Source organism: Coraliomargarita sinensis, assembly GCF_003185655.1.
Taxonomy (GTDB): domain Bacteria; phylum Verrucomicrobiota; class Verrucomicrobiia; order Opitutales; family Coraliomargaritaceae; genus Coraliomargarita_B; species Coraliomargarita_B sinensis.
The window spans coordinates 317,664-336,542 of the sequence record NZ_QHJQ01000002.1 but is presented as its reverse complement, the minus strand read 5'-3'; the positions used below and the strand labels follow the sequence as shown (position 1 = coordinate 336,542).

Annotated in this window: 19 protein-coding genes; 13 read left to right on the top strand and 6 right to left on the bottom strand. The window is 55.6% G+C overall.

The annotated features are described in order from the left end of the window. Window positions 1-9: 9 nt before the first annotated feature. From DDZ13_RS04025 to DDZ13_RS04015, 3 genes are all read left to right on the top strand, one after another. Complete coding sequence (locus tag DDZ13_RS04025; RefSeq protein ID WP_110130137.1) at window positions 10-1,809, top strand: SulP family inorganic anion transporter; 1,800 nt, start codon at window positions 10-12, stop codon at window positions 1,807-1,809. A gap of 36 nt (window positions 1,810-1,845) precedes the next feature. Further along, window positions 1,846-4,176 carry a helicase C-terminal domain-containing protein gene (locus DDZ13_RS04020; RefSeq protein ID WP_110130136.1) on the top strand — a complete coding sequence of 777 codons (2,331 nt, stop codon included), beginning with the start codon at window positions 1,846-1,848 and terminating at the stop codon, window positions 4,174-4,176. Window positions 4,177-4,350: 174 nt separating this feature from the next. After that, entirely contained in the window at window positions 4,351-4,842 is a 492-nt protein-coding gene (locus DDZ13_RS04015; RefSeq protein ID WP_110130135.1) for an AP2 domain-containing protein, read from the top strand. A 42-nt stretch (window positions 4,843-4,884) separates the two neighbouring features. Here the strand turns inward: DDZ13_RS04015 and DDZ13_RS04010 are convergent, their stop codons facing one another. Next, complete coding sequence (locus DDZ13_RS04010) at window positions 4,885-7,467, bottom strand: M16 family metallopeptidase (RefSeq protein WP_110130134.1); 2,583 nt, start codon at window positions 7,465-7,467, stop codon at window positions 4,885-4,887. A 198-nt stretch (window positions 7,468-7,665) separates the two neighbouring features. On the opposite strand from DDZ13_RS04010, the gene DDZ13_RS04005 reads away from it, so the two are divergent. Continuing rightward, window positions 7,666-8,244, top strand: a complete 579-nt coding sequence (locus DDZ13_RS04005) for a hypothetical protein (RefSeq protein ID WP_110130133.1) — start codon at window positions 7,666-7,668, stop codon at window positions 8,242-8,244. A 3-nt stretch (window positions 8,245-8,247) separates the two neighbouring features. Here the strand turns inward: DDZ13_RS04005 and DDZ13_RS04000 are convergent, their stop codons facing one another. The 5 genes from DDZ13_RS04000 to DDZ13_RS03980 all read right to left on the bottom strand — a co-directional run bounded on the left by DDZ13_RS04000 (window position 8,248) and on the right by DDZ13_RS03980 (window position 10,881). Beyond that, complete coding sequence (locus DDZ13_RS04000) at window positions 8,248-8,676, bottom strand: Minf_1886 family protein (protein WP_110130278.1); 429 nt, start codon at window positions 8,674-8,676, stop codon at window positions 8,248-8,250. Window positions 8,677-8,731: 55 nt separating this feature from the next. Then, entirely contained in the window at window positions 8,732-9,640 is a 909-nt protein-coding gene (thrB, locus tag DDZ13_RS03995; RefSeq protein ID WP_110130132.1) for a homoserine kinase, read from the bottom strand. A 27-nt stretch (window positions 9,641-9,667) separates the two neighbouring features. Then, window positions 9,668-10,147 (bottom strand): SsrA-binding protein SmpB, encoded by a 480-nt coding sequence (gene smpB / locus DDZ13_RS03990; RefSeq protein WP_110130131.1) that lies wholly within the window; start codon window positions 10,145-10,147, stop codon window positions 9,668-9,670. A gap of 77 nt (window positions 10,148-10,224) precedes the next feature. Next, window positions 10,225-10,437 carry a DNA-directed RNA polymerase subunit omega gene (locus tag DDZ13_RS03985; RefSeq protein ID WP_110130130.1) on the bottom strand — a complete coding sequence of 71 codons (213 nt, stop codon included), beginning with the start codon at window positions 10,435-10,437 and terminating at the stop codon, window positions 10,225-10,227. 75 nt (window positions 10,438-10,512) lie between these two features. Then, entirely contained in the window at window positions 10,513-10,881 is a 369-nt protein-coding gene (locus DDZ13_RS03980; RefSeq protein ID WP_110130277.1) for an amidohydrolase family protein, read from the bottom strand. A gap of 131 nt (window positions 10,882-11,012) precedes the next feature. Here DDZ13_RS03980 and DDZ13_RS03975 point away from each other — a divergent pair, with 131 nt between their 5' ends. The 9 genes from DDZ13_RS03975 to argF all read left to right on the top strand — a co-directional run bounded on the left by DDZ13_RS03975 (window position 11,013) and on the right by argF (window position 18,872). Continuing rightward, the gene (locus tag DDZ13_RS03975; protein WP_233246067.1) at window positions 11,013-11,852 is read left to right on the top strand and encodes a 3-keto-disaccharide hydrolase; all 840 of its coding nucleotides are present in this window, start codon (window positions 11,013-11,015) and stop codon (window positions 11,850-11,852) included. A gap of 96 nt (window positions 11,853-11,948) precedes the next feature. Then, complete coding sequence (locus tag DDZ13_RS03970) at window positions 11,949-12,245, top strand: alpha-L-fucosidase C-terminal domain-containing protein (RefSeq protein WP_110130128.1); 297 nt, start codon at window positions 11,949-11,951, stop codon at window positions 12,243-12,245. A gap of 117 nt (window positions 12,246-12,362) precedes the next feature. Continuing rightward, complete coding sequence (gene rplM, locus DDZ13_RS03965; RefSeq protein ID WP_110130127.1) at window positions 12,363-12,788, top strand: 50S ribosomal protein L13; 426 nt, start codon at window positions 12,363-12,365, stop codon at window positions 12,786-12,788. 24 nt (window positions 12,789-12,812) lie between these two features. Beyond that, a complete protein-coding gene (gene rpsI / locus DDZ13_RS03960; protein WP_110130126.1) occupies window positions 12,813-13,205 on the top strand; it encodes a 30S ribosomal protein S9 in 393 nt (130 codons plus the stop codon). A 149-nt stretch (window positions 13,206-13,354) separates the two neighbouring features. Continuing rightward, a complete protein-coding gene (gene argC, locus DDZ13_RS03955) occupies window positions 13,355-14,377 on the top strand; it encodes an N-acetyl-gamma-glutamyl-phosphate reductase (protein WP_110130125.1) in 1,023 nt (340 codons plus the stop codon). A 33-nt stretch (window positions 14,378-14,410) separates the two neighbouring features. Beyond that, entirely contained in the window at window positions 14,411-15,649 is a 1,239-nt protein-coding gene (argJ, locus tag DDZ13_RS03950; RefSeq protein WP_110130124.1) for a bifunctional glutamate N-acetyltransferase/amino-acid acetyltransferase ArgJ, read from the top strand. Between the two features lie 45 nt (window positions 15,650-15,694). Continuing rightward, window positions 15,695-16,585: an acetylglutamate kinase gene (argB, locus tag DDZ13_RS03945; protein ID WP_110130123.1), complete on the top strand. Its 891-nt coding sequence runs from the start codon at window positions 15,695-15,697 to the stop codon at window positions 16,583-16,585. 128 nt (window positions 16,586-16,713) lie between these two features. After that, a complete protein-coding gene (locus tag DDZ13_RS03940) occupies window positions 16,714-17,901 on the top strand; it encodes an aspartate aminotransferase family protein (RefSeq protein ID WP_110130122.1) in 1,188 nt (395 codons plus the stop codon). A 32-nt stretch (window positions 17,902-17,933) separates the two neighbouring features. Continuing rightward, window positions 17,934-18,872, top strand: a complete 939-nt coding sequence (gene argF / locus DDZ13_RS03935) for an ornithine carbamoyltransferase (protein ID WP_110130121.1) — start codon at window positions 17,934-17,936, stop codon at window positions 18,870-18,872. Window positions 18,873-18,879 lie beyond the last annotated feature (7 nt).

The following is an 18,879-nucleotide window of genomic DNA, read 5'->3' as shown; positions in this document are numbered from 1 at the left end:
GTGGCGAAAATGCTTCAATATCTCAAGGACGGCTTACGTGCCGCCAGAGATTACAACTCCCTCGACCTATTCCCCCTGAGACAGTCGCTGGAGGGCTACACGCCCGCCAATGTCGCCGGCGACTTTCGGGCCGGACTGAATGTCGCCCTCCTCGCCTTCCCCCAGGGGATGGCCTATGCCCTCATTGCCGGCCTGCCCATCGAGTACGGGATCTACGGCTCAGCCATTGCAGCGATGGTGGCTCCCGTCTTTTCACGGACGCAATACATTACCTTGGGGCCGACCAATGCGACAGCTGTCATGCTGCTCAGTGCCTTTCTCGGCTTGGGAGTTACCGGGTCGCAAATGATTGGCCTGGTGCCCTTGTTGATACTCCTGATCGGCATCTTCATTCTGCTGGGCGCCTACTTCAAGGTGGCCAACTTCATCCAATACATTTCCCACTCGGTGATCACCGGTTATATCACCGCTGCAGCTCTGCTGATCATCACGAATCAGATCCCTAAAGCACTGGGACTCACGATCGGAGAAAAAGGGGCGACATTCTTCGAATCAGTGGCCCTCATGCTGGGGGCGATTGACACAATCCACTGGGCCACAATCGGGACAAGCGTTCTAACCGCCAGCATTTATATCCTACTCAATCGTAAATTCAAAACCTTGCCCAACGTGGCTATTTGCCTGATCGTGATGTCGTTTGTCACCACGCTCATCTTTGGCAAGGACTCGGGCATCCTTTTTCTGAGCGGGATCAATGCCCAAAACTGGACTTTTCAAGTCCCTACGATCGGCTATGACCAGATCAAACTTCTTGCCAGCCCGGCCTTAGCCATTGCGCTGCTCTGCATTCTGGAGGGGATCTCGATCGGCAAATCGCTTGCCGCCAGGACCGGCGCACGCCTCGACACCAATCAGGCGATGTTTTCGATCGGCATGGCCAACATCGGCTGTGCCTTCTTCTCGGGCATGCCGGCATCCGGCTCGCTCACCCGCTCCAGCCTGAGCACCGGCAGCGGCGCGAAGACGGTCATGGCCAGCTACATCAGCGGGGTGATTGTCTTCATCGGTGCGTTCCTGCTCGGCCCCTACACGGCTTATATCCCACAGTGCGCATTGGCCGTGCTCATCATCGCAATCGGCATCTCACTGGTAAATAAACACGCCATTCGTGTGGTTATGCGGACGACAAAGTCAGATGCAGCCGTCTTTCTCATTACCTTTGCCAGTGGCACTATCCTTCCGCTCGACACGGCGATCTACATTGGTGTGGGCACATCCATCATGCTCTTTCTCAAGAAAGTCGCCCGCCCGGAAATGGTCGAATACGCATTCAACGACAAGGGAGAGCTTGCTCAAACCAATGAGACCATCAAACGCGACACGCCCGAAGTTTCTATTGTCCACGTCGAAGGCGAACTCTTCTTCGGTGCCGCCGAACTCTTCCGCGACCAGACCCGCCGTATTTGCGAAGATCCCAACCTGAAAGTTGTGATTTTGAAGATGCGTAATGCCCACAATATGGACGCCACCGGGGTGATGGCGCTCGAAGAACTGGTGCGCTACATGAACGAGTTGGGGCGCTACCTGATTCTCAGCGAAGCCAAGACCGATCTCGTCCGCGTCCTGAAAAACTCCGGACTCTACGATTACATCGAAGGGCGTAACATCTTCAGCGACGATCCCAGCAATCCGACGATGTCGACCGCCAAGGCACTTCGCCGCGCTAAAGAACACCTCGGTGATCTGGAGGCAAACGTATCGATCTATGTCGATGAGATCAAAGACCGCCAAAAACGCAGAGACAGCTAACGGCTGCCGTTATTGTAAGCAGGCGCCATTACTCCTATGCAGGTCGATACGCAAAGTCGCGATGCCCAATTGAGCGTTGGGGAACTGGCTATTTTCCGAAATAGGCCCCAGAGCAGCAAAACAGGTGCCGGCATCTGGCGGGCCAAAGTCGGTCAGCAATGGCACAAGGAATCGGCAAAACAAACCGAAGCGGCTTACCCGAAGGCTGTTTTCGAACAATCGATTGCGGCCACCCTGCGGCACCGTGATTGGAATATCCATTTGCAGGGCCGTATCGACCAGATCTTACCGGAAGCGGACTCCCTGATTCTTCGGGAAGTCAAGACCGTGCGCCAACCACTGCCCTGCCCGGCCGAAGACCTGCTTCAACAATATCCGGAATATTTCGCTCAGGCAGCGATCTACCTGATGCTGGCCAGCATCCTGCCGGAGTATGCAGGACACTCACTCAAAGCCGAACTGCTCTTCATCGAAATCAGTTCCGGCACAGTCCAGACGCTTCCTGTCGCCAAAGAAAGTCGTGATCTGGTGGACGCGCAGCTGGAGCAGCTCGTCACCTTCCTGGATGACCGGCGCGCCCGCCGGGTTCAACTGGATGCGCTCGAAATTCGCCCCGCTTTCCCCAGCCTGCGTGAGGGCCAGGCCGAATTGATCGAACAGCTTAGCAAGGCCAGCCTGAAAAGCCCGACCGTGTTGCTACAGGCCCCGACAGGATTCGGAAAAACCGGGATCGTACTGGAACACGCACTGCGGGAGATGCAGAACGGACTCTATGAGCGCTGCATCTATTTGACCAGCAAGTCCAGCGGGCAGCTCGAAACCGTCCGTCAGTTACAAAACATGATCGGTCGAAACCTCCGCTTCATCCAAATGCGTAACCGAGCTGAGCACAGGATTGACAGCCCCATGCATCGCTGCACCGGCGACCGCCGCTGCGAAGAAGATCTGGGGCAACGCTGGATGGAGGCGGACATTCATCCACCGGAGCTTCTACGCGACGGAACCTTGAACCTGGAACAGGCCAAAGACATTGGCCGTCAAACCGGCGTCTGTCCCTACGCGCTAACCAAGGCCTGCCTCCCATTTGCCGAGCTCTGGATTGGTGACAGCAATTACCTGTTTGCCCCGCAGAGTCGTCATGTTTTCTCCGAGCCTTACGGGTTCGACCCGGCCAAAACCATCGTTATCATCGACGAGGCTCACAACCTCCCCAATCGAAATGCTGATGCCCTGAGTGTTGAATTGAACGCCTCCAACCTTTTCTTTGCACTTGAAGGGTTAAGCGAGGCGGGCGCCTCCCGCCGTTTGATACGTAGCCTCGAAGAAATCGCCACCGAGATCGAAGCGCTCCATTCAGCAACCGTTCTGAGCCCCGATCAGATTTACGCGATGGGGAACCTCTGCCTGGAAGCAGCGATTTTTCTGGAAGACAGCCGGTTTAATTATGATGTGGTCGCTCCATTCGCACTTGAGACCGTATGGCGGATTCCAGAACTGGCCAAGCGACTCGATGAGGCAGCAAGCGATTGGCTTTTTTGGTGCCCGAAAACATCGATATTACGCGCGCAGTGCCTGGATGCCGGCAAATGGACCGCCGAATGCCTCAAACCCTTCAGCTGTCGTATACTCATGTCGGCCACGCTGGATCCCGTGGACAACTTCCGAAATGAGATCGGCCTGAGCCCTGCCGAGACGGATTTAGCCATTGGTTGGGCTGACTGGCGAGAGGGGGCCTACGACGTTGCTATCGACTGCCGAGTCGACACCCGGATGAAACAAAGGAAGAGTCATTATGAAACGACCGGGCGAACGATTGTAGAAATGACGCTGGCGGACTCCAGCGCACCGACCGTTGTCTTCTTTTCTTCCTACCAATACGCGGAAAACATTCGTACCTATATTTCAGCGCTCAATGAATCACTCCGAGTTGCCATTCAACCGCGCGGAGTGGACCTACGTGAACAAGAACGGTTTATCGACGAAAGCCTGCTTTATACCGATGTTATCTTTTTGATTATCGGCAGCAGTTACTCGGAAGGCATTGATAAACTTGGTGGGCAGGTGAAATCCGTCATCGTAGTCGGACCGGCACTACCTGAAGTGAATGCGGTGCAAAAAGCTAAGATTCTTATGGATTCGTCACTTTCCGGAAAAAACGCTTTTGAACGAGTCTATCTCATTCCCGCAATACGGCGGATACATCAAGCGCTGGGACGTATCGTCCGGGCACCGGGCCATCGTGCGAAGATACTTCTTCACGGCAAACGCTACGCTGAAAAACAATATTATGAATTGCTGCAACCGGAATACCAGACGACATACATAATTCGTAACGATACGGCTCTCAAAAGTTGGATGTATAAATAAAAAACGAACGCTTCGTACGTGATCAACTGTCCAGTCAAATAAAAATAGTAAAAAGTTGAAAAACCTGTTAGGTTACTATGCGTTCAAACGTTTAATTATTATAAGATGTTAAATTCAACTTCTCTTCTGCTGAACTAAACTGGCAAAACACCCAACCTATCACTCCTCAATACGATGGCAAAATCAAAAGCAAACAAAGGCATCAGCCGCATCGACAGCGGCTCCACCCACGGCTGGTTTGTCCGTGGTTATCGCAATGGCAAAACCTACTCTAAGCTGTTCAGCGACCGCAAATGTGGCGGCAAGGGTAAAGCTCAAAAACTTGCCAAAGAGTACCGCAACCAACTCTCTGAGGAGCTTGAAGCGATTCCCAAGCGTCCCCGCCAGCGACGTATCGTCGTCTCCGATTCACGCAACACTACAGGTGAGCTAGGCGTTTCCCGTACCACGAAAATCGGCCCGAATGGCACTAAACACGAGTGCTATTCCGTGAGCTGGCGTCCGGAGCCCGGCATTCAGAAATGCACCTCTTTCTCGATCAAGAAGTACGGCGAGAAGAAGGCTTTCAAACTGGCGGTGGACCACCGCCGCAAAATGATGCGCGAGATCCATGGACCGAACTTCTACCGCCAGCTAAGCCAACGGGCGAAATCCAAAGCTAGCTAGTCACCTAGGCAGTATCAATCTCCCAAGCGTAACCTTGACCGGTTACGCTTTTTTCGGGCCGACAACCAGTCGCACTTTATTATCCGGAGCAAAGTGACGCTTGGCAAAATCTGCCAATGTCGTGGCATCGGTCGCATCGAGTTTGACGGCGTGCTCGGCATCGTCATTCAGCGGGAGCCCATAGCAAAGCTGCAAGGCCGCATGCATGGCACGGGCACCGATCGTCTGCCGGCTCATCGGCCGGGCCGCCTTCAAACGGATGCGGCAACGTCTCAACTCCTCGTCAGTCACCTCTCCCCGAACCACACGGTCGATTTCTTTTTCAATTTCCACCAGGACTTCCTCCACTCGGGACGGGTGCGTTCCGGCAAAAAAGACAAACATCCCGCCGTCCAAACCGATCACACAAGTGGAGCCTACATAATAGGCCATGCCCCGATCTTCACGGACCTGCTCGAAGAGCCGGCTGGACATACCGCTGAATAATTCGTTCAGCACTTCGTTGGTCACGAAATCGTCGTCCTGTATGCCGGAGCCGGGATAGGCTTGAAGTATGACAGCCTGTTCCCGTTCCATCGCTTCGGTCAGATCCAGTGACTCGCGTAATCCGGGGAATGGGGATAGTTTGGGGGCGAAGGGCTCACGGCAGAGATCCTCCGCCAAAAGCGGCGTCAGTTCAGTCATCAACTGATCGCGGTCAAAGTCGCCCGCAACCACCAGAATGATGTTTCCGGCACGGACCAATTCCCGGAAGTGGGCCTCGACATCCTCCCGCGTCAGCTCCTTCAAATCTTCCACGCGCCCGTCCGGCCCCACGGCAAAAGGATGCTCCCCGAAGAAGTGCTCGCGCAAGCGTTGAAAGCCGAATTCAAGAATCTCGTCCTGTTCCTCCTTGAGATTGGCGATCTGTGCCTGCCGCTCGGTCTCGAAAGTGGCGTGATTGAAACTGGGTTGCGTCAGGGCATCCTTAAGCAGCCCCAGAGCCAGTCCCAGGTCGTTCGGCAGGACTTCAAGCGCAAGGCTGATGGTATTGTTCCCACAGGTCGCACGAAATGTTCCGCCGATGCTTTCGATTAATTCAGAGATTTCCACTGCTCCACGCTTGGCCGTATCCTTGGTCAAGAGTTCGGCCATCAGCGACGACACGCCGCGCTGGCCCTCCGGCTCGTAAAGCGGCCCGCCCAGCATGACCGTGCGGATATGCACCTTGGGAAGTCGGCTGTCCTGCTGCAACAGCAGGCGGGCACCGGACTCAAAGGCCACTTCCTCGAAAGGCTCCAAAGTGAGCCCCTCGTCTTCACCATTGAACTCCCCGGGTGCATCCAACGCAGGTCCGAGCGTCACGGCCGAACAATTCGAATCCACCAGATAGTGTTTCGCCACTTCCTGAAGGTCCTCGTTTCCGATGGAACGCAGACGATTCAGGTAACGGCGACCGTAATTAATATCCCCGATCACCACCTCGCCGATACCCAAACGGGTGGCCTGACCACTCATCGTTTTGCGCCCGTTTATTTCCGAACTCAGGGCCTGTCGGCAGGCCTTTTCCACCACATCGCTTTCAAACCCGGTCGTGATAACTTCCTCGATTAATTCATGGATCGACGCCTCCACTTCCGCGCCGCGCTCCGGGTCACAGACATAGCTGATCATGAACAAGCCGTTCTCTCCCGGGTTCCAGTTCCGACAATCCACGTAGTGAACGAGTTTCCGCTGATTCCGAAGACGCTCCCAAAGCAAGGAGCTTTCTCCACCACCGAGGGCATGAGCCAGCGCGTCGAGCTTCGGTGAATCCGGATGGCTCAAATGCGGCACCTTGAAACAAACCCCACCCCGGAAGACGTTGTAATCTCCGAGAATATCTTCGCGCCGGGGAGCGAGCTGGACCGGCTCTGTGTCAACCTGCACTGGGGCCAGCCTACCCCGGGGCACCACACCAAAAGTCTTATCGATAACCTCGGCGCACTCGGAAGGTCTGACCGCACCGACAATCGAAACGACAATGTTGTTGGGCACATATCGCTCTTTGTAGTATCGGCGTAATTCTTCGACCGTGACCCGTTCAAAAAGCTCGCGGTGCCCGATAACCGGCTCGCGATAAGGGTGCCGGCAGAAAGCCGTCCTGAAAAGCGCCTGCGTCAGCTGCCGGTCGGGGTCATCCAGCCCCATATCGATCTCACGCAGGATCACATCGCGCTCGCGCAGAACTTCCGCTTCCGGAAGTGTGGAATGCAATACCAGATCGGACAACACATCCGCCATCTCGGGAAAAGCGCTCGAAGGCCCGTCTATGTAATACACCGTCCGATCGAATGTGGTGTACGCGTTCATCGAAGCACCCATGGCGTGGACTTCGCGGCTGATTGCCTTTCCCTCCCGACGCGCCGTGCCCTTGAAAAGCAAATGCTCGAGGTAGTGCGATAGCCCCGAACCGATCAGGGTATCTTCGTGAATACTCCCGGTTTTCACCCAAACCTGAACCGACACGACCTCGCTGGAATAATCAGGACGATGCACCAGCGTCAGGCCATTCTCCAAGACATGACGTTCTACAGGGGCACGAAATAGTCGATCAATTAAGTCATGTGACTCAAAAGTTGAGGTCTGTTGCTCTTTACTACTCATAGGATGTGCCCTTTCTGCAGTGGGCTTATCCAGATTACCATCTTAACTTATTAGGGCTTTTCCCCTATTGCGTTACAGTAAGTGCACTAATATAATGTAATATAATCGTTTAAGTTGCTGATATCAGGATGGATAAATGCCTGATTCCTTGCAAAATAAGACGACAAATCGATACCGTGAAATATAGTTTTTTAAATTATGTGTTCAAAACCTGATTTTCCACCACCGCCGGTCCGCAAAGAACCACGACGTCTGAGCCTGAAGATGGCCATCGCCGCGGCGACACGCCGTGAAAGCGCTGATGTCAAACCACTGCTGAGCCCTGAAAACGAGTTCCCGAAAATCAAATCGCAATCCGGGAAGCAACAGGAAATGGAAGCGCATCTGCTCGAGTTGCAGGCGGACATCATCAACCGTGAAGAGCTCCTCGCGGAAAAAGAAAAATACCTCGAGGCACGGGCGCTGGAACTCAACGAAAAAGAAGCCTTACTCGAAGCGCACAAAAAAGTTGTGGATTCGAAGACCTCGGCCGATGCCTCCGGCGATCCGAAAAACCACGGCGAAGAAATGGAGGCGCTGAAGGCCTTGAGAGCAGAACTGGAGACCCAGGAAGCTTCTCTGAAAGAAGCACGCAACATGCTGCATGAACGCGAAGCTTATATCGAAAAGTGTGAAAATGACCTGGTCGAAAAATCAATGGTTCTGACCGAACGTGAAGCCCAAATCGAGCAACGCGAAGAAGATCTTGGCTCGAACGACAAAAACGGTGGCAGTTAAGCCCTAACGCAGCGGCGGTCGCTTCGTCGTGGGCTTGATGGTCGTTGGCCGGAAGGGCTTATCAAAGGCAGCGCTGAAGCTGTAACCTTTGTTGAAATCCTCGGGGCTGTCCCGGTCCGTCTTACCAAGCACCTTGCATTCGACCAGGTTGAAAACGATGTTGCCGAAGTCACGGCAGTTTTTCACGCCCCAGTTTTCCAAGACGGTGCGTGCCATCGGGCCGTATTGTTCGATGGCGAAGAGGCGAATCCCCTCAAGTAACTGCTGCCCGGTCAAGTGATTCGTCTTATCGAGTTCCCCGCGTTTTTGTAGTTCTTTCAGGCTGTAGTCCAGCGCCTGACGCAGAAAATAATACGCACCACGGGCGTAGCGCGGATCGTCTTTACGGATCGTACGGATGACTTCGTTAAAATCTCGGTTCGGGTCGTTCACTGTGAATAAAAGAAAAACTTTCAGGCTTAGCGTCAACTACGCGGGAGGAAAGGCCCTAATCTTCGTTCACGGTCAGGCCGTCGTTGTCGCAGAGCAGACGGTAGGAGCGACTCTTGATATCATTTACCGCATAGGCCTGCGTCATGGCATCAAGCACCACATTGACCTTGTCTGCCGGACAGGGGCAGACCACCGTCGAGCCGCTGCCGCTCAACCAGCCGGCATACGCACCGGAACTGCACCCGGCTTCGATACTCTCGTGCCCAAACGGATTCAACAACTCTCGATAAGGCTGGTGAATGCAATCATGCACCGCACCGCGCAAGCGCTCAAAATCGCCGGTCGCCAAAACACCGACCAGGTAGGCCAAACTATTGGTCGTGCGAACGACATCCTTAAACGACAAGGTCTCAGGCAATACACGGCGCGAGTCATCGGTCATCACTTTGTAGTCCGGTGCCACCGCGGCAAAGGCCAGCGTCCCGGGTAACTCGAAGCGGATATGGTGCTGATAGGCGAACGTTGTGGGGTCGGTCCGGGCGATGCAAAAGCCCCCACTGAATGCGGCCGTGGCGTTGTCGGGAGAACTATCGAGTTTGGTGGTCAGACGAATCGCCGCTTCCTCGTCCAGCGGATTCCCAACCAGTTCATTTAATCCGGCCACTATGCCTGCACGCACGGTAGAACTCGACCCCAGGCCCCGCGCCAGGGGCACGTCCCCCCAGATCTCGTAATCGAAACCGGGCAAATCCAGACCCGCCGTCTGGGCAAAACTCAGCGCGGCTTCCTCCACCATGGCCTGAGTGCCAGCATTCGCCTCACCAACCGGGGCGATCACCGTATCCTCGCGCACCGTCAGGCGTACAAAATTGTAGAGCGAGAGCGCAATGCTCAGGCAGTCAAAGCCGGGACCACAGTTTGAGGTGCTGGCAGGGATCTGGACGGTCACGGTTTTTTTAGGCATGGCAGATTAAATTCTCCTACTGCTTTTCTAGTAACGCTGACGCATTTCGCGTTCCGCTTCGCGCATGGCGACTTTTCTCTTCAAGGTTTCCCGCTTATCGTGGAGCTTCTTGCCGGTACAGAGGGCGATCTCGATTTTGATCATCCCGTTTTTCAGGTAGAGTCGCAAGGGAATGAGCGATTTACCGCCGGCTTCGACCGCACCGATGAGCTTATTGATCTCCCGACGGTGCAGGAGCAGTTTACGCTTCCGCCGCGGTGGGTGATTTTGAAAGTTCCCGAAAGAATATTCTCCGATGTGGGAGTTGTAGAGCCAGACCTGCCCTTTCTCGATCCGGCAAAACGATTCGGTAATCTGGGCGTTGCCCTCGCGGATGGCCTTTACCTCGGTGCCCTGAAGCACCATTCCCGCCTCGAACTTCTCACCCACAAAGTAATTGTGGTGAGCTTTCGCGTTGCGGATCTCACGTTGGTGGTTGCCCGCGGACTTTTTCTTCTTGGCGCACACGGCTCTATCTTCCCTCTATTGGGAAGCGCAGAGGGGGCGCTTCACAAACCAGCAATCCGAGTTCTACAGCTGACTGGCTAGACTTCCTGAGTCTCTTCATCGAGCTGGTAGGTGATTTTACCTTCCATGATCTCGCGAAGTGCCATGTCTTCAGCCGATAGGCGCTCCAAGGACTCGATAAGTGGCTTGTAGCCGCTCTTGAGTTGCTTGGCGCGACGCGACACAACATTGATCAGTATCATCGGATCAGTGATGACCTTCTGTGCTTCGTGTAAATAATCGTCTCTCAAAGTGGTTCTCCGCTGAAGTTAAAATGGAAAAGCAGCGGAAAATGACGCAGTTGGTCTGCTTTGCAACAATAAATCTCAGTTCCGGACCAATGGCCGGCTTGGCCGGAAAAAGAAAGAATGGCCACCGATTCCGACCTTAAACGAGTTCTTTAGCGGAAATAATTTCTCGGAATTACCGCGCAGTACCTTGTTCTCGACTTCCTCAGGTAATTCGAGGGTGTCGATGTAGGCAAACTCAGGCTTGAGGCCCATCCGAAAAGACCACCACCCGCAATCGGAACCGAAGAGCAGCTTATCCTGATGTTTGAGATAAAACTCTCTGGCCGCTTCGACATTGTTGTCGGTGAACATACCCCGCCCGGCGGTGCATGAAATATCAGCGTAAAGATTCAGATAAGGCACGAATGACGGACATGTTCGAAGAAAGCTCGGAAAAACCGCCATCTGACAAGCCCTCGGTTCAGGCTCCTTCTTGGCCTGTATGCTTCGTGACCGTAAAAAATTGCGATGCGTCCGCCTGGAGTCACACACGCTTTGCCCTTGTGATTACCTCCAGCCCCATCATGAGTAGTCGCATGTTAAAATCCATCCGAAACCACCCCACTCTCTCTTCGATTATCGGCATGACTAGCTTCGCTGCAGCCAGCCTCCTGCTGACAGCCTGCAATCAGGATTCCGAATGGAAATCCATCTACAATGGCGAGAACCTCGAGGGCTTTGATACCCATCTCGGTAAATCACTTGGCGAAGAGTGGGCGGAAGTCACGGAAGCGGCTACTTTGGATAGCGTCTTTTCCGTGGTTGAAATGGACGGTGATCGGGTAATTCGCATCTCCGGTGAGATCAACGGCTCGCTGGCAACCCAAGAAGCGTTTGAGAACTATCACCTCCGCCTGGTCTTCAAATGGGGCGACAACGTTTACTCCAAGCGCAACAGCGGCCTCCTCTACCACAGTTTCGGCGAGTTCGGGGAAGCCCACGGCACCTGGATGCCGAATATCGAGCTGCAGCTCATGCACGGCAATCTCGGCGATACTTATCTGATGGCCAACACGGCCTGCGAAATCCCGGCCGTAAAAAACCCTGAATCGAAACAATGGATATATACTCCCGCAACGGAGCGGACCCATTTTGGGCAGCACGCCAATGGGCGCCTGATCCGCAAGATGCAGGATGCGGAAAAGCCCCTCGGCGAATGGAATGTCGTCGACCTCTACTGTTTCGGCACTACGGCTGTCCACGTTGTCAATGGCGTTCCCGTCATGGCCAATTACGAAACCGCAACCCATCAAGACGGTGCGTTGAAACCACTCACTTCCGGTAAAATTCAAGTGCAGTCCGAAGGTGCGGAATTGTTCATTAAATCCATGGAAATCAAACCGATCGCCTCGATCCCTCCAGAAGTCCTTGATTGAAGATTTCAAGAACAAGTTCGATAGAACCCATTTTTTGAAAAGAATTAATAAGACCCCGAACCCAGTGTCGAACGCCTCGCAGCCATCGGCGATTGGATGGAGGTCAATTCAGAGTCCATCCATGGCTCCGGGCCGAGCCCCTACGAAATGCCCGACTGGGGGCGCTATACCACCAAACCGGGCAAACTCTATGCCCATGTCTTCCATTGGCCGAAAAGCGGCAAACTGACGATTGCCGACCCCGCCATGCAGGTGCAAAAGGTCTATCTGCTGGCCGATGCCCGGAAAACACCGCTTCAAACCACGAAAACCCAAGACGGCTGGACCATCACCCTGCCTGAGACCACGCCCGATGCGGCTGCGACGGTGATCGCTATTGAGGCCGACAAATAGAAATTGCTCCCGAAACCGCCTGTTTAGCCGCAAGCATCGCCGCGGGGCAGAAAATACTGCAAATTCCCATTGACAGTATTGGGGCTGAACCTACTGTTGCGCGCTTTTCCAAAAATCATGAAGACGACTTTAGCTACCAACACAGACCACACCAAATCCTGGTATATGGTCGATGCTGCCGATGAAACACTCGGTCGCGTTGCTGTAAAAATTGCCAACGTGCTCCGTGGCCGCCACAAGCCCACCTACACGCCGCACGCCGACACCGGAGACTTTGTTGTCGTGGTCAACGCAGAGAAGATTAAACTCTCCGGCAAAAAGAACACTCAGAAGACATACATGTTCTACTCCGGCTGGATGGGCGGTGACAGTTATGTCAACATCAAGGACATGCGTCAGAAGAAACCTGAGTTCATCATCGAGCACGCCGTCAAAGGCATGCTTCCCCGCAACCGTCTCGGTCGCCAAATGATTAAGAAGCTCAAGATCTACGCCGGTTCTGAGCACCCCCACGAAGCACAACAACCCAAGCCGCTGGTATAATCCCCGGTTGAACGTATTTTTATAATGAGCGAAGAAACATTTGTAACTGTCGGTCGTCGCAAGACGGCTGTCGCACGCGTCCGCCTCACCCGCGGCACCGGTAAGATCGAAGTCAACGGCAAGGACGCCGAAAGCTACTTCAAGGCCGAGGAGTTTGCCCGTGCGGCACTCTCCCCCCTGAAAACGGTCGAAATGTCCGAACAAGTCGACATCACGGTGAAGGCTCACGGCGGTGGCCTCAACGGTCAGGCCGGCGCCACCCGCCTCGGCATCGCCCGTGCACTTGAAAAGCTCAACGGCGACCTCCGCGTTGACCTTAAAAAACAGGGCCACATGAAGCGTGACCCCCGTGCCCGCGAGCGCAAGAAGACTGGTCAGCCTGGCGCACGTAAAAACTTCCAGTTCTCCAAGCGTTAAGTTTCGCCGCACGGTCGCATCTTTATTGCAACCCCCCAAGGCCGTGCACCGTGCTTTGGGGGGTTTTTTGTTTCCCGCGTCAAAGGCCTCGCCTCACGCAGTTTCATCCCACATCTCGCATCACGTATCTCGCAACCCGTATCCCGCAAATGAAAACAGCAATCATAGGTGCCTCCGGATATTCGGGGGAAGAACTCGTACGCATTCTCTCCACTCACCCGGATGTCACACTGGCAGCCGTCACGTCACGGTCGCTGGCGGGCCAGAAGGTGGCGGACGTCATGCCGGCGCTCCGCCACAAGGTGGGTGAGCTTGAATTCACCGCTTCCGACCCGGCTGAATTGGCGGCCAGCAGTGAGATCGATGTGTTCTTTCTCGCCCTCCCCCACGGCGTGGCCTCCGAGTTTGCCGATCCGCTGTATCAGGCGGGCAAAACTGTCATCGACCTGAGTGCGGACTTCCGGCTCGGCTCCACCCGCATTTACGAGGAATACTACGGCCAGCCCCACCCGGCGCCGCATCTCCTCGAAGCCGCGCAGTACGTGGTACCGGAGCTGGCGGATGAGAAGTGGAAATCGACCTCCCTGATTGCCTGTCCGGGTTGCTATCCGACCAGCATCCAAATCGCTCTGGCCCCGCTCCTCAAAGCCGGGCTCGTCAGCCCGAAAGGGATCGTTATCAATAGCTGTAGCGCTGTCAGTGGTGCCGGTCGGAAAGTCGCCGAGGATTTCATCTTCTGCGAACGGAACGAAAGCATGAAGGCCTACGCACTTCCCACACACCGGCACGTCCCCGAAATCGAGGAGCAGCTGGAAAAGGCCGCCTTTGCCGACTGTATCGTCCAGTTCAGCCCGCACCTCGCTCCCATGAGCCGGGGAATCGTCACCACCATCGTGGCCAAGGCCAAGACCGGGATCGAACAACTTTACGCCACCTGGGACAAAGCCTACGCGGACAAACCCTTCGTCGCCGTACTTCCAAGTGGCACCTTCCCGGACACCAAGAACGTCAAAGGCACCAACCGGGCCGACATCGCCGCCGTTTATGACCCGCGGACGGATAATTTCGTCATCAGCTCCGTTATCGACAACCTCGTCAAAGGTGCCAGCGGCCAGGCTGTACAGATCATGAATCTGAAGTTCGGTTTCGAGGAAACCGCCGGCCTGCTCTAACTCCCAACATCTAATTCCTGACTTCTTCAAAAAATGAGCAGCCCGATCCCAGTCACTCTTCTCGAAAACTCGAACGGTATCGGCGACTGTCCGGGCTTCAAAACCGCAGGTGTTGCCTGCGACGTGCGGGAACTGAAAAACAAGGAGCGGCTTGATCTCGCCATGCTCGTGGCGGAAAAGCCCTGCCCGGCGGCAGGAGTCTTTACTTTAAACGATCTTTGCGCCGCACCGGTTCGGCTCTGCAAGGAAATCCTTTCCCGGAGCAGCAACAAGGTGGCCGGCTTCGTCGTCAACAGCGGGAACGCCAATGCCGCCACGGGTGAAAAAGGCATGGCCGACGCGAAACAAATGGGCGCCATTGCACAACTGAGCTCGGGCCTGGGCCAACCCTTCCTCATCTGCTCGACCGGGCGGATTGGGCGCAAGCTGCCCATGCAACAGATCGAAGAAGGCATTGAACACGCCGCCCAGCAACTGGCAGACGATGCCCAGTCTTCCCTCAATGCCGCCGATGCCATCCTGACCTCCGACACGCGGCGAAAAGTCGCCACGGCTCAATTTACTTACGAGGGCAAAACTGTCACCGTCGCCGGCATGGCCAAGGGCGCCGGCATGATCGAGCCCAACATGGCCACCATGCTCGCCTTCCTCACCACCGATGTCGTCACGAACGGCGATCAGCTGAAGAATGTCCTCACCGCCGCCGTGAACAAGACCTTCAACCGGATTTCCATCGACGGCGATATGAGCACCAACGATACCGTGCTCCTGTTGGCCAGCGGCAAGTCCGGCGTCGATCCCTGGGATGGCCCTGCCGATCTCCTCTTCGCCTTCAAGGAAGCCGTCTTCAAAGTCTGCGATCAGCTGGCGGAACTCATTGTTGGCGACGGCGAAAAAGTCACCAAGCTGGTGGAACTGGTCGTCGAAGGCTGTCCTAAGGTCAGTGATGCCGAGAAAGTCGCCCGGGCCGTCGGCAACTCACTCCTGGTTAAAGCCTCCTGGTATGGCTCCGACCCGAACTGGGGCCGGGTCGCCGATGCCGCCGGCTATGCCCGCGTCGGCCTCAAGGAAGAACTACTGGACATCCACTACGACGAGATCCCCGCCCTGATTAAAGGCATCCCGCAGGACGAAAACAAAGCGCAGTGGAAGGAAGTCGTTTTCAAGAAACGCTTCCGCATCACCGTCAACTTGAATCAGGGTGACGCGGACTACCGCCTCCTCACCTCCGACCTCAGCGAGGCCTACGTCGATTTCAACAAGTCTGAATAGTAGATCCCGTAACCCGCATCACGTAACACGTATCACGTATTTCTAATGACCGATATTTCCCAGCTCGACGTCACCACCAAGTCCGCCGTCCTCCTTGAGGCGCTGCCCTATGTGCAACGCTTTCGGGATGCGATCTTTGTGGTTAAATACGGCGGCGCCTTCATGGACGATGCCGATCCCAAGGTGCGCACGCGTGTGGCCACCGACATCGCCTTCCTCTCCGCCGTGGGCATCAAGGTCGTCGTGGTACACGGGGGCGGCAAGGCCATTACGCGGGCACTTTCCGAAGCCAAGGTCGAAACCCGTTTTGAACACGGCTTGCGGGTCACCGACCAGAAGTCGGTCGAGATTGTGGAGCACACCCTCAACAAGGTTGTCAACCTGGACATCTGCGAAATCCTTCAGGCCAAGAACGCCCGGCCCTTGGGTATCCACGGCAACGGGATTCTGGTCTGTGACAAAAAAGAAGTCGAAGTCGACGGCCAGCCTGTCGATGTCGGCTTTGTCGGCGAAACACACACCGTCAAAACCAAGATTATCAAGAAGGCCCTGAATGACGGCTACATCCCGGTGATCTCGCCGATCGCAAAGGATGACGAGGGTCAGATCTACAATACCAACGCCGACGCCGCAGCCGGCCGCGTAGCTGCGGCCCTCCGGGCGCGCCGACTGGTTTACCTCTGCGATGTCCCCGGACTGATGCGGGACATCAACGATCCGGAATCGCTTATCTCCACCCTGCAGGTCGACGAAGTCGCTGAACTGGTCGAAAAAGGCATCATCAGCAAGGGCATGATCCCGAAAACCGACAGCGCCGTCGACGCCCTCAAAAACGGGGTGCACCGGGTCCACTTCATCGACGGCGAACAGCCTCACAGCCTCCTCCTCGAAATCTTCACCGATAAAGGGGTCGGCACGGAGATCGTGAACGGCTGACCCTTCACGATCTCGGTTCACCAGTTATCAGTTCAATTAACACCCAATCTTAATCATAATCTTAATCTCCAGTTCCCGTCCCGAGTAAGAATAGGATTAAGAAATCCCGACGCTAGCAACCACCCACAATGTCCCACCACAAAACCTTAACCAAAAACTACGGCGCACCGGCCTTCAACGCGGTGCGGGGCGAAGGCTTGCACCTCTACGACGAGGCGGGCAAGGGCTATCTGGATTTTGGTTCGGGCATCGCGGTAACCTCGGTCGGGCATTCTCATCCGAAGTGGGTGCAAGCGGTACAGGAGCAGACGGCCACCCTTGTCCATTGTAGTAATCTTTACGGCATTCCGGGCCAACAGAAGCTGGCCGACCGCCTGGTGGCAAAGGCCGGCCCGGGACGGGTGCTCTTCTGCAACAGCGGCGCCGAGGCCAACGAGGCCCTGCTTAAGCTGGCGCGTCTCCACGGCAAGCAACTCACCGGCGAGGAAGGCAAGCGCTACACCGTGGTCGGGGCCAACAATGCTTTTCATGGGCGGACCTTCGGCGGCATGGCTGCCACCCCTCAGGAAAAAATCCAGGGCGGCTTTCGCCCCATGCTGGACGGCTTCAAGTTCGGCGAGCTCAATAAGATCGAAACCTTCGACAAACTGGTCGACGATTCCGTCGCAGCGGTCTTCCTGGAATCGATTCAGGGCGAAGGCGGGATTTTTCCGGCCGAAGCCGGTTTCCTGCAGGAACTTCGGGCTCTCTGCACCGAGCGGAAGGCATTGCTCATGCTCGACGAAGTCCAGTGCGGCATCGGCCGGAGTGGACACTTCTTCGCCTATGAAGCCAGCGGCATCACGCCGGACGCTATCGGCATGGCCAAGGGACTGGGTGGAGGATTCCCTATCGGCGCAATCTGGGTGGCTGACGACTATGCCGAGCTCTTTCAGCCAGGGTCCCACGGCACGACCTTCGGTGGCAACCCCCTCGCCGCCGCCGCCGCCAACGCAGTCCTGGATATCATCGAACAGGAACGTCTTCTGGAACAGGTACAGACCAACAGCGCCGTCTGGCACAATGAGATCGAGGCGTTGGTACAAAAACACGAACAACACATCGCTGGCATGCGGGGTGCTGGCTACATGGTGGGCCTCTCCCTCAAAGAGGAAGGCCTCAACTTAAAAATCGCCGCCACCGCTCGCGAGAAAGGTCTTCTCATCGTTCCCGCCGGCCACAACACCATCCGTATGCTCCCGGCCCTCACCGCCAAATCCGAACAACTCAGCGAAGCCGTCCGCATACTGGACACAGTTTTTACAAACCTTTCCTGACTTCTTTCTTCCAACTTCTGACTCTTTAGAAAATGCACCATTTTATCAAAGAAACCGACTTCACCCTCCAGCAAGCGCAGGAGGTCTTCTCGCTGGCCAGGAAGTTCAAGGCCAACCGGCTCAACAGTCCGCAGCCCCTCAACATGCAGTCTTGGGGCCTGCTCTTCTACAAGAGCAGCACGCGGACACGTATTTCCTTCGAGGTGGGCGTGAATGAACTCGGCGGCTTTCCCATCGTACTCAATTCGCAGAGCACCCAGATCGGCCGGGGCGAGACCATTGCCGACACCGCCAAGGTCATGTCACGGTATCTCCACGGTCTCGTCATCCGGACCTTCGGTCACGAAATTATGGAAGGCTTTGCCGCGGATGCCACCATTCCGGTGATCAACGGGCTGACCGACTTCAACCACCCCTGCCAACTCTATACCGATATCTTCACTGTGCTTGAACGGATCTCCCCCGAGGAGATGGATATCAACACACTCAAGGGCAAGAAAGTCGCCTTCTTCGGCGACTGCGCCAGTAACATGGCCAACTCCTGGATCACGACCGCCGCCATGTTCGGCATGGAGATCACCCTGGCGGGTCCGGAAAAGTTTGCGCCCAAGCAAGTCATCACCGATGCCCTCAAGGCCGACGGCCTGCCTGTTGAGTTCAAGTTCACCACAGATCCCGCCGAAGCTGCCGGTGGCGCCGACATTCTCTACACCGATGTCTGGGTCTCGATGGGCGACGAGGACGAAGCCGCTGAGCGCAAGGCCCAGATGCTGCCCTACCAGGTCACTTCCGAGCTGATGGCGCTCGCCCACAAGGACGCACTCTTCATGCACTGCCTGCCCGCTCACGCCGGTGAGGAAGTCTCGCAGGAGGTTCTCGACAGCCCGCAGAGCATCATCTTCGACGAAGCGGAAAACCGGCTCCACGCGCAAAAAGCCATCATGGCGGAGCTGGTGGGATTGAACGCATAAAAAAACC

Excerpts from the sequence above, each read along its gene's own strand:
- DDZ13_RS04025 (WP_110130137.1), top strand. The coding sequence starts at position 10 with ATGCTTCAATATCTCAAGGACGGCTTACGTGCCGCCAGAGATTACAAC.
- DDZ13_RS04020 (WP_110130136.1), top strand. The coding sequence starts at position 1,846 with ATGCAGGTCGATACGCAAAGTCGCGATGCCCAATTGAGCGTTGGGGAA.
- DDZ13_RS04015 (WP_110130135.1), top strand. The coding sequence starts at position 4,351 with ATGGCAAAATCAAAAGCAAACAAAGGCATCAGCCGCATCGACAGCGGC.
- DDZ13_RS04010 (WP_110130134.1), bottom strand. The coding sequence starts at position 7,467 with ATGAGTAGTAAAGAGCAACAGACCTCAACTTTTGAGTCACATGACTTA.
- DDZ13_RS04005 (WP_110130133.1), top strand. The coding sequence starts at position 7,666 with ATGTGTTCAAAACCTGATTTTCCACCACCGCCGGTCCGCAAAGAACCA.
- thrB (WP_110130132.1), bottom strand. The coding sequence starts at position 9,640 with ATGCCTAAAAAAACCGTGACCGTCCAGATCCCTGCCAGCACCTCAAAC.
- DDZ13_RS03980 (WP_110130277.1), bottom strand. The coding sequence starts at position 10,881 with ATGGCGGTTTTTCCGAGCTTTCTTCGAACATGTCCGTCATTCGTGCCT.
- DDZ13_RS03975 (WP_233246067.1), top strand. The coding sequence starts at position 11,013 with ATGTTAAAATCCATCCGAAACCACCCCACTCTCTCTTCGATTATCGGC.
- DDZ13_RS03970 (WP_110130128.1), top strand. The coding sequence starts at position 11,949 with ATGGAGGTCAATTCAGAGTCCATCCATGGCTCCGGGCCGAGCCCCTAC.
- rplM (WP_110130127.1), top strand. The coding sequence starts at position 12,363 with ATGAAGACGACTTTAGCTACCAACACAGACCACACCAAATCCTGGTAT.
- rpsI (WP_110130126.1), top strand. The coding sequence starts at position 12,813 with ATGAGCGAAGAAACATTTGTAACTGTCGGTCGTCGCAAGACGGCTGTC.
- argC (WP_110130125.1), top strand. The coding sequence starts at position 13,355 with ATGAAAACAGCAATCATAGGTGCCTCCGGATATTCGGGGGAAGAACTC.
- argJ (WP_110130124.1), top strand. The coding sequence starts at position 14,411 with ATGAGCAGCCCGATCCCAGTCACTCTTCTCGAAAACTCGAACGGTATC.
- argB (WP_110130123.1), top strand. The coding sequence starts at position 15,695 with ATGACCGATATTTCCCAGCTCGACGTCACCACCAAGTCCGCCGTCCTC.
- DDZ13_RS03940 (WP_110130122.1), top strand. The coding sequence starts at position 16,714 with ATGTCCCACCACAAAACCTTAACCAAAAACTACGGCGCACCGGCCTTC.
- argF (WP_110130121.1), top strand. The coding sequence starts at position 17,934 with ATGCACCATTTTATCAAAGAAACCGACTTCACCCTCCAGCAAGCGCAG.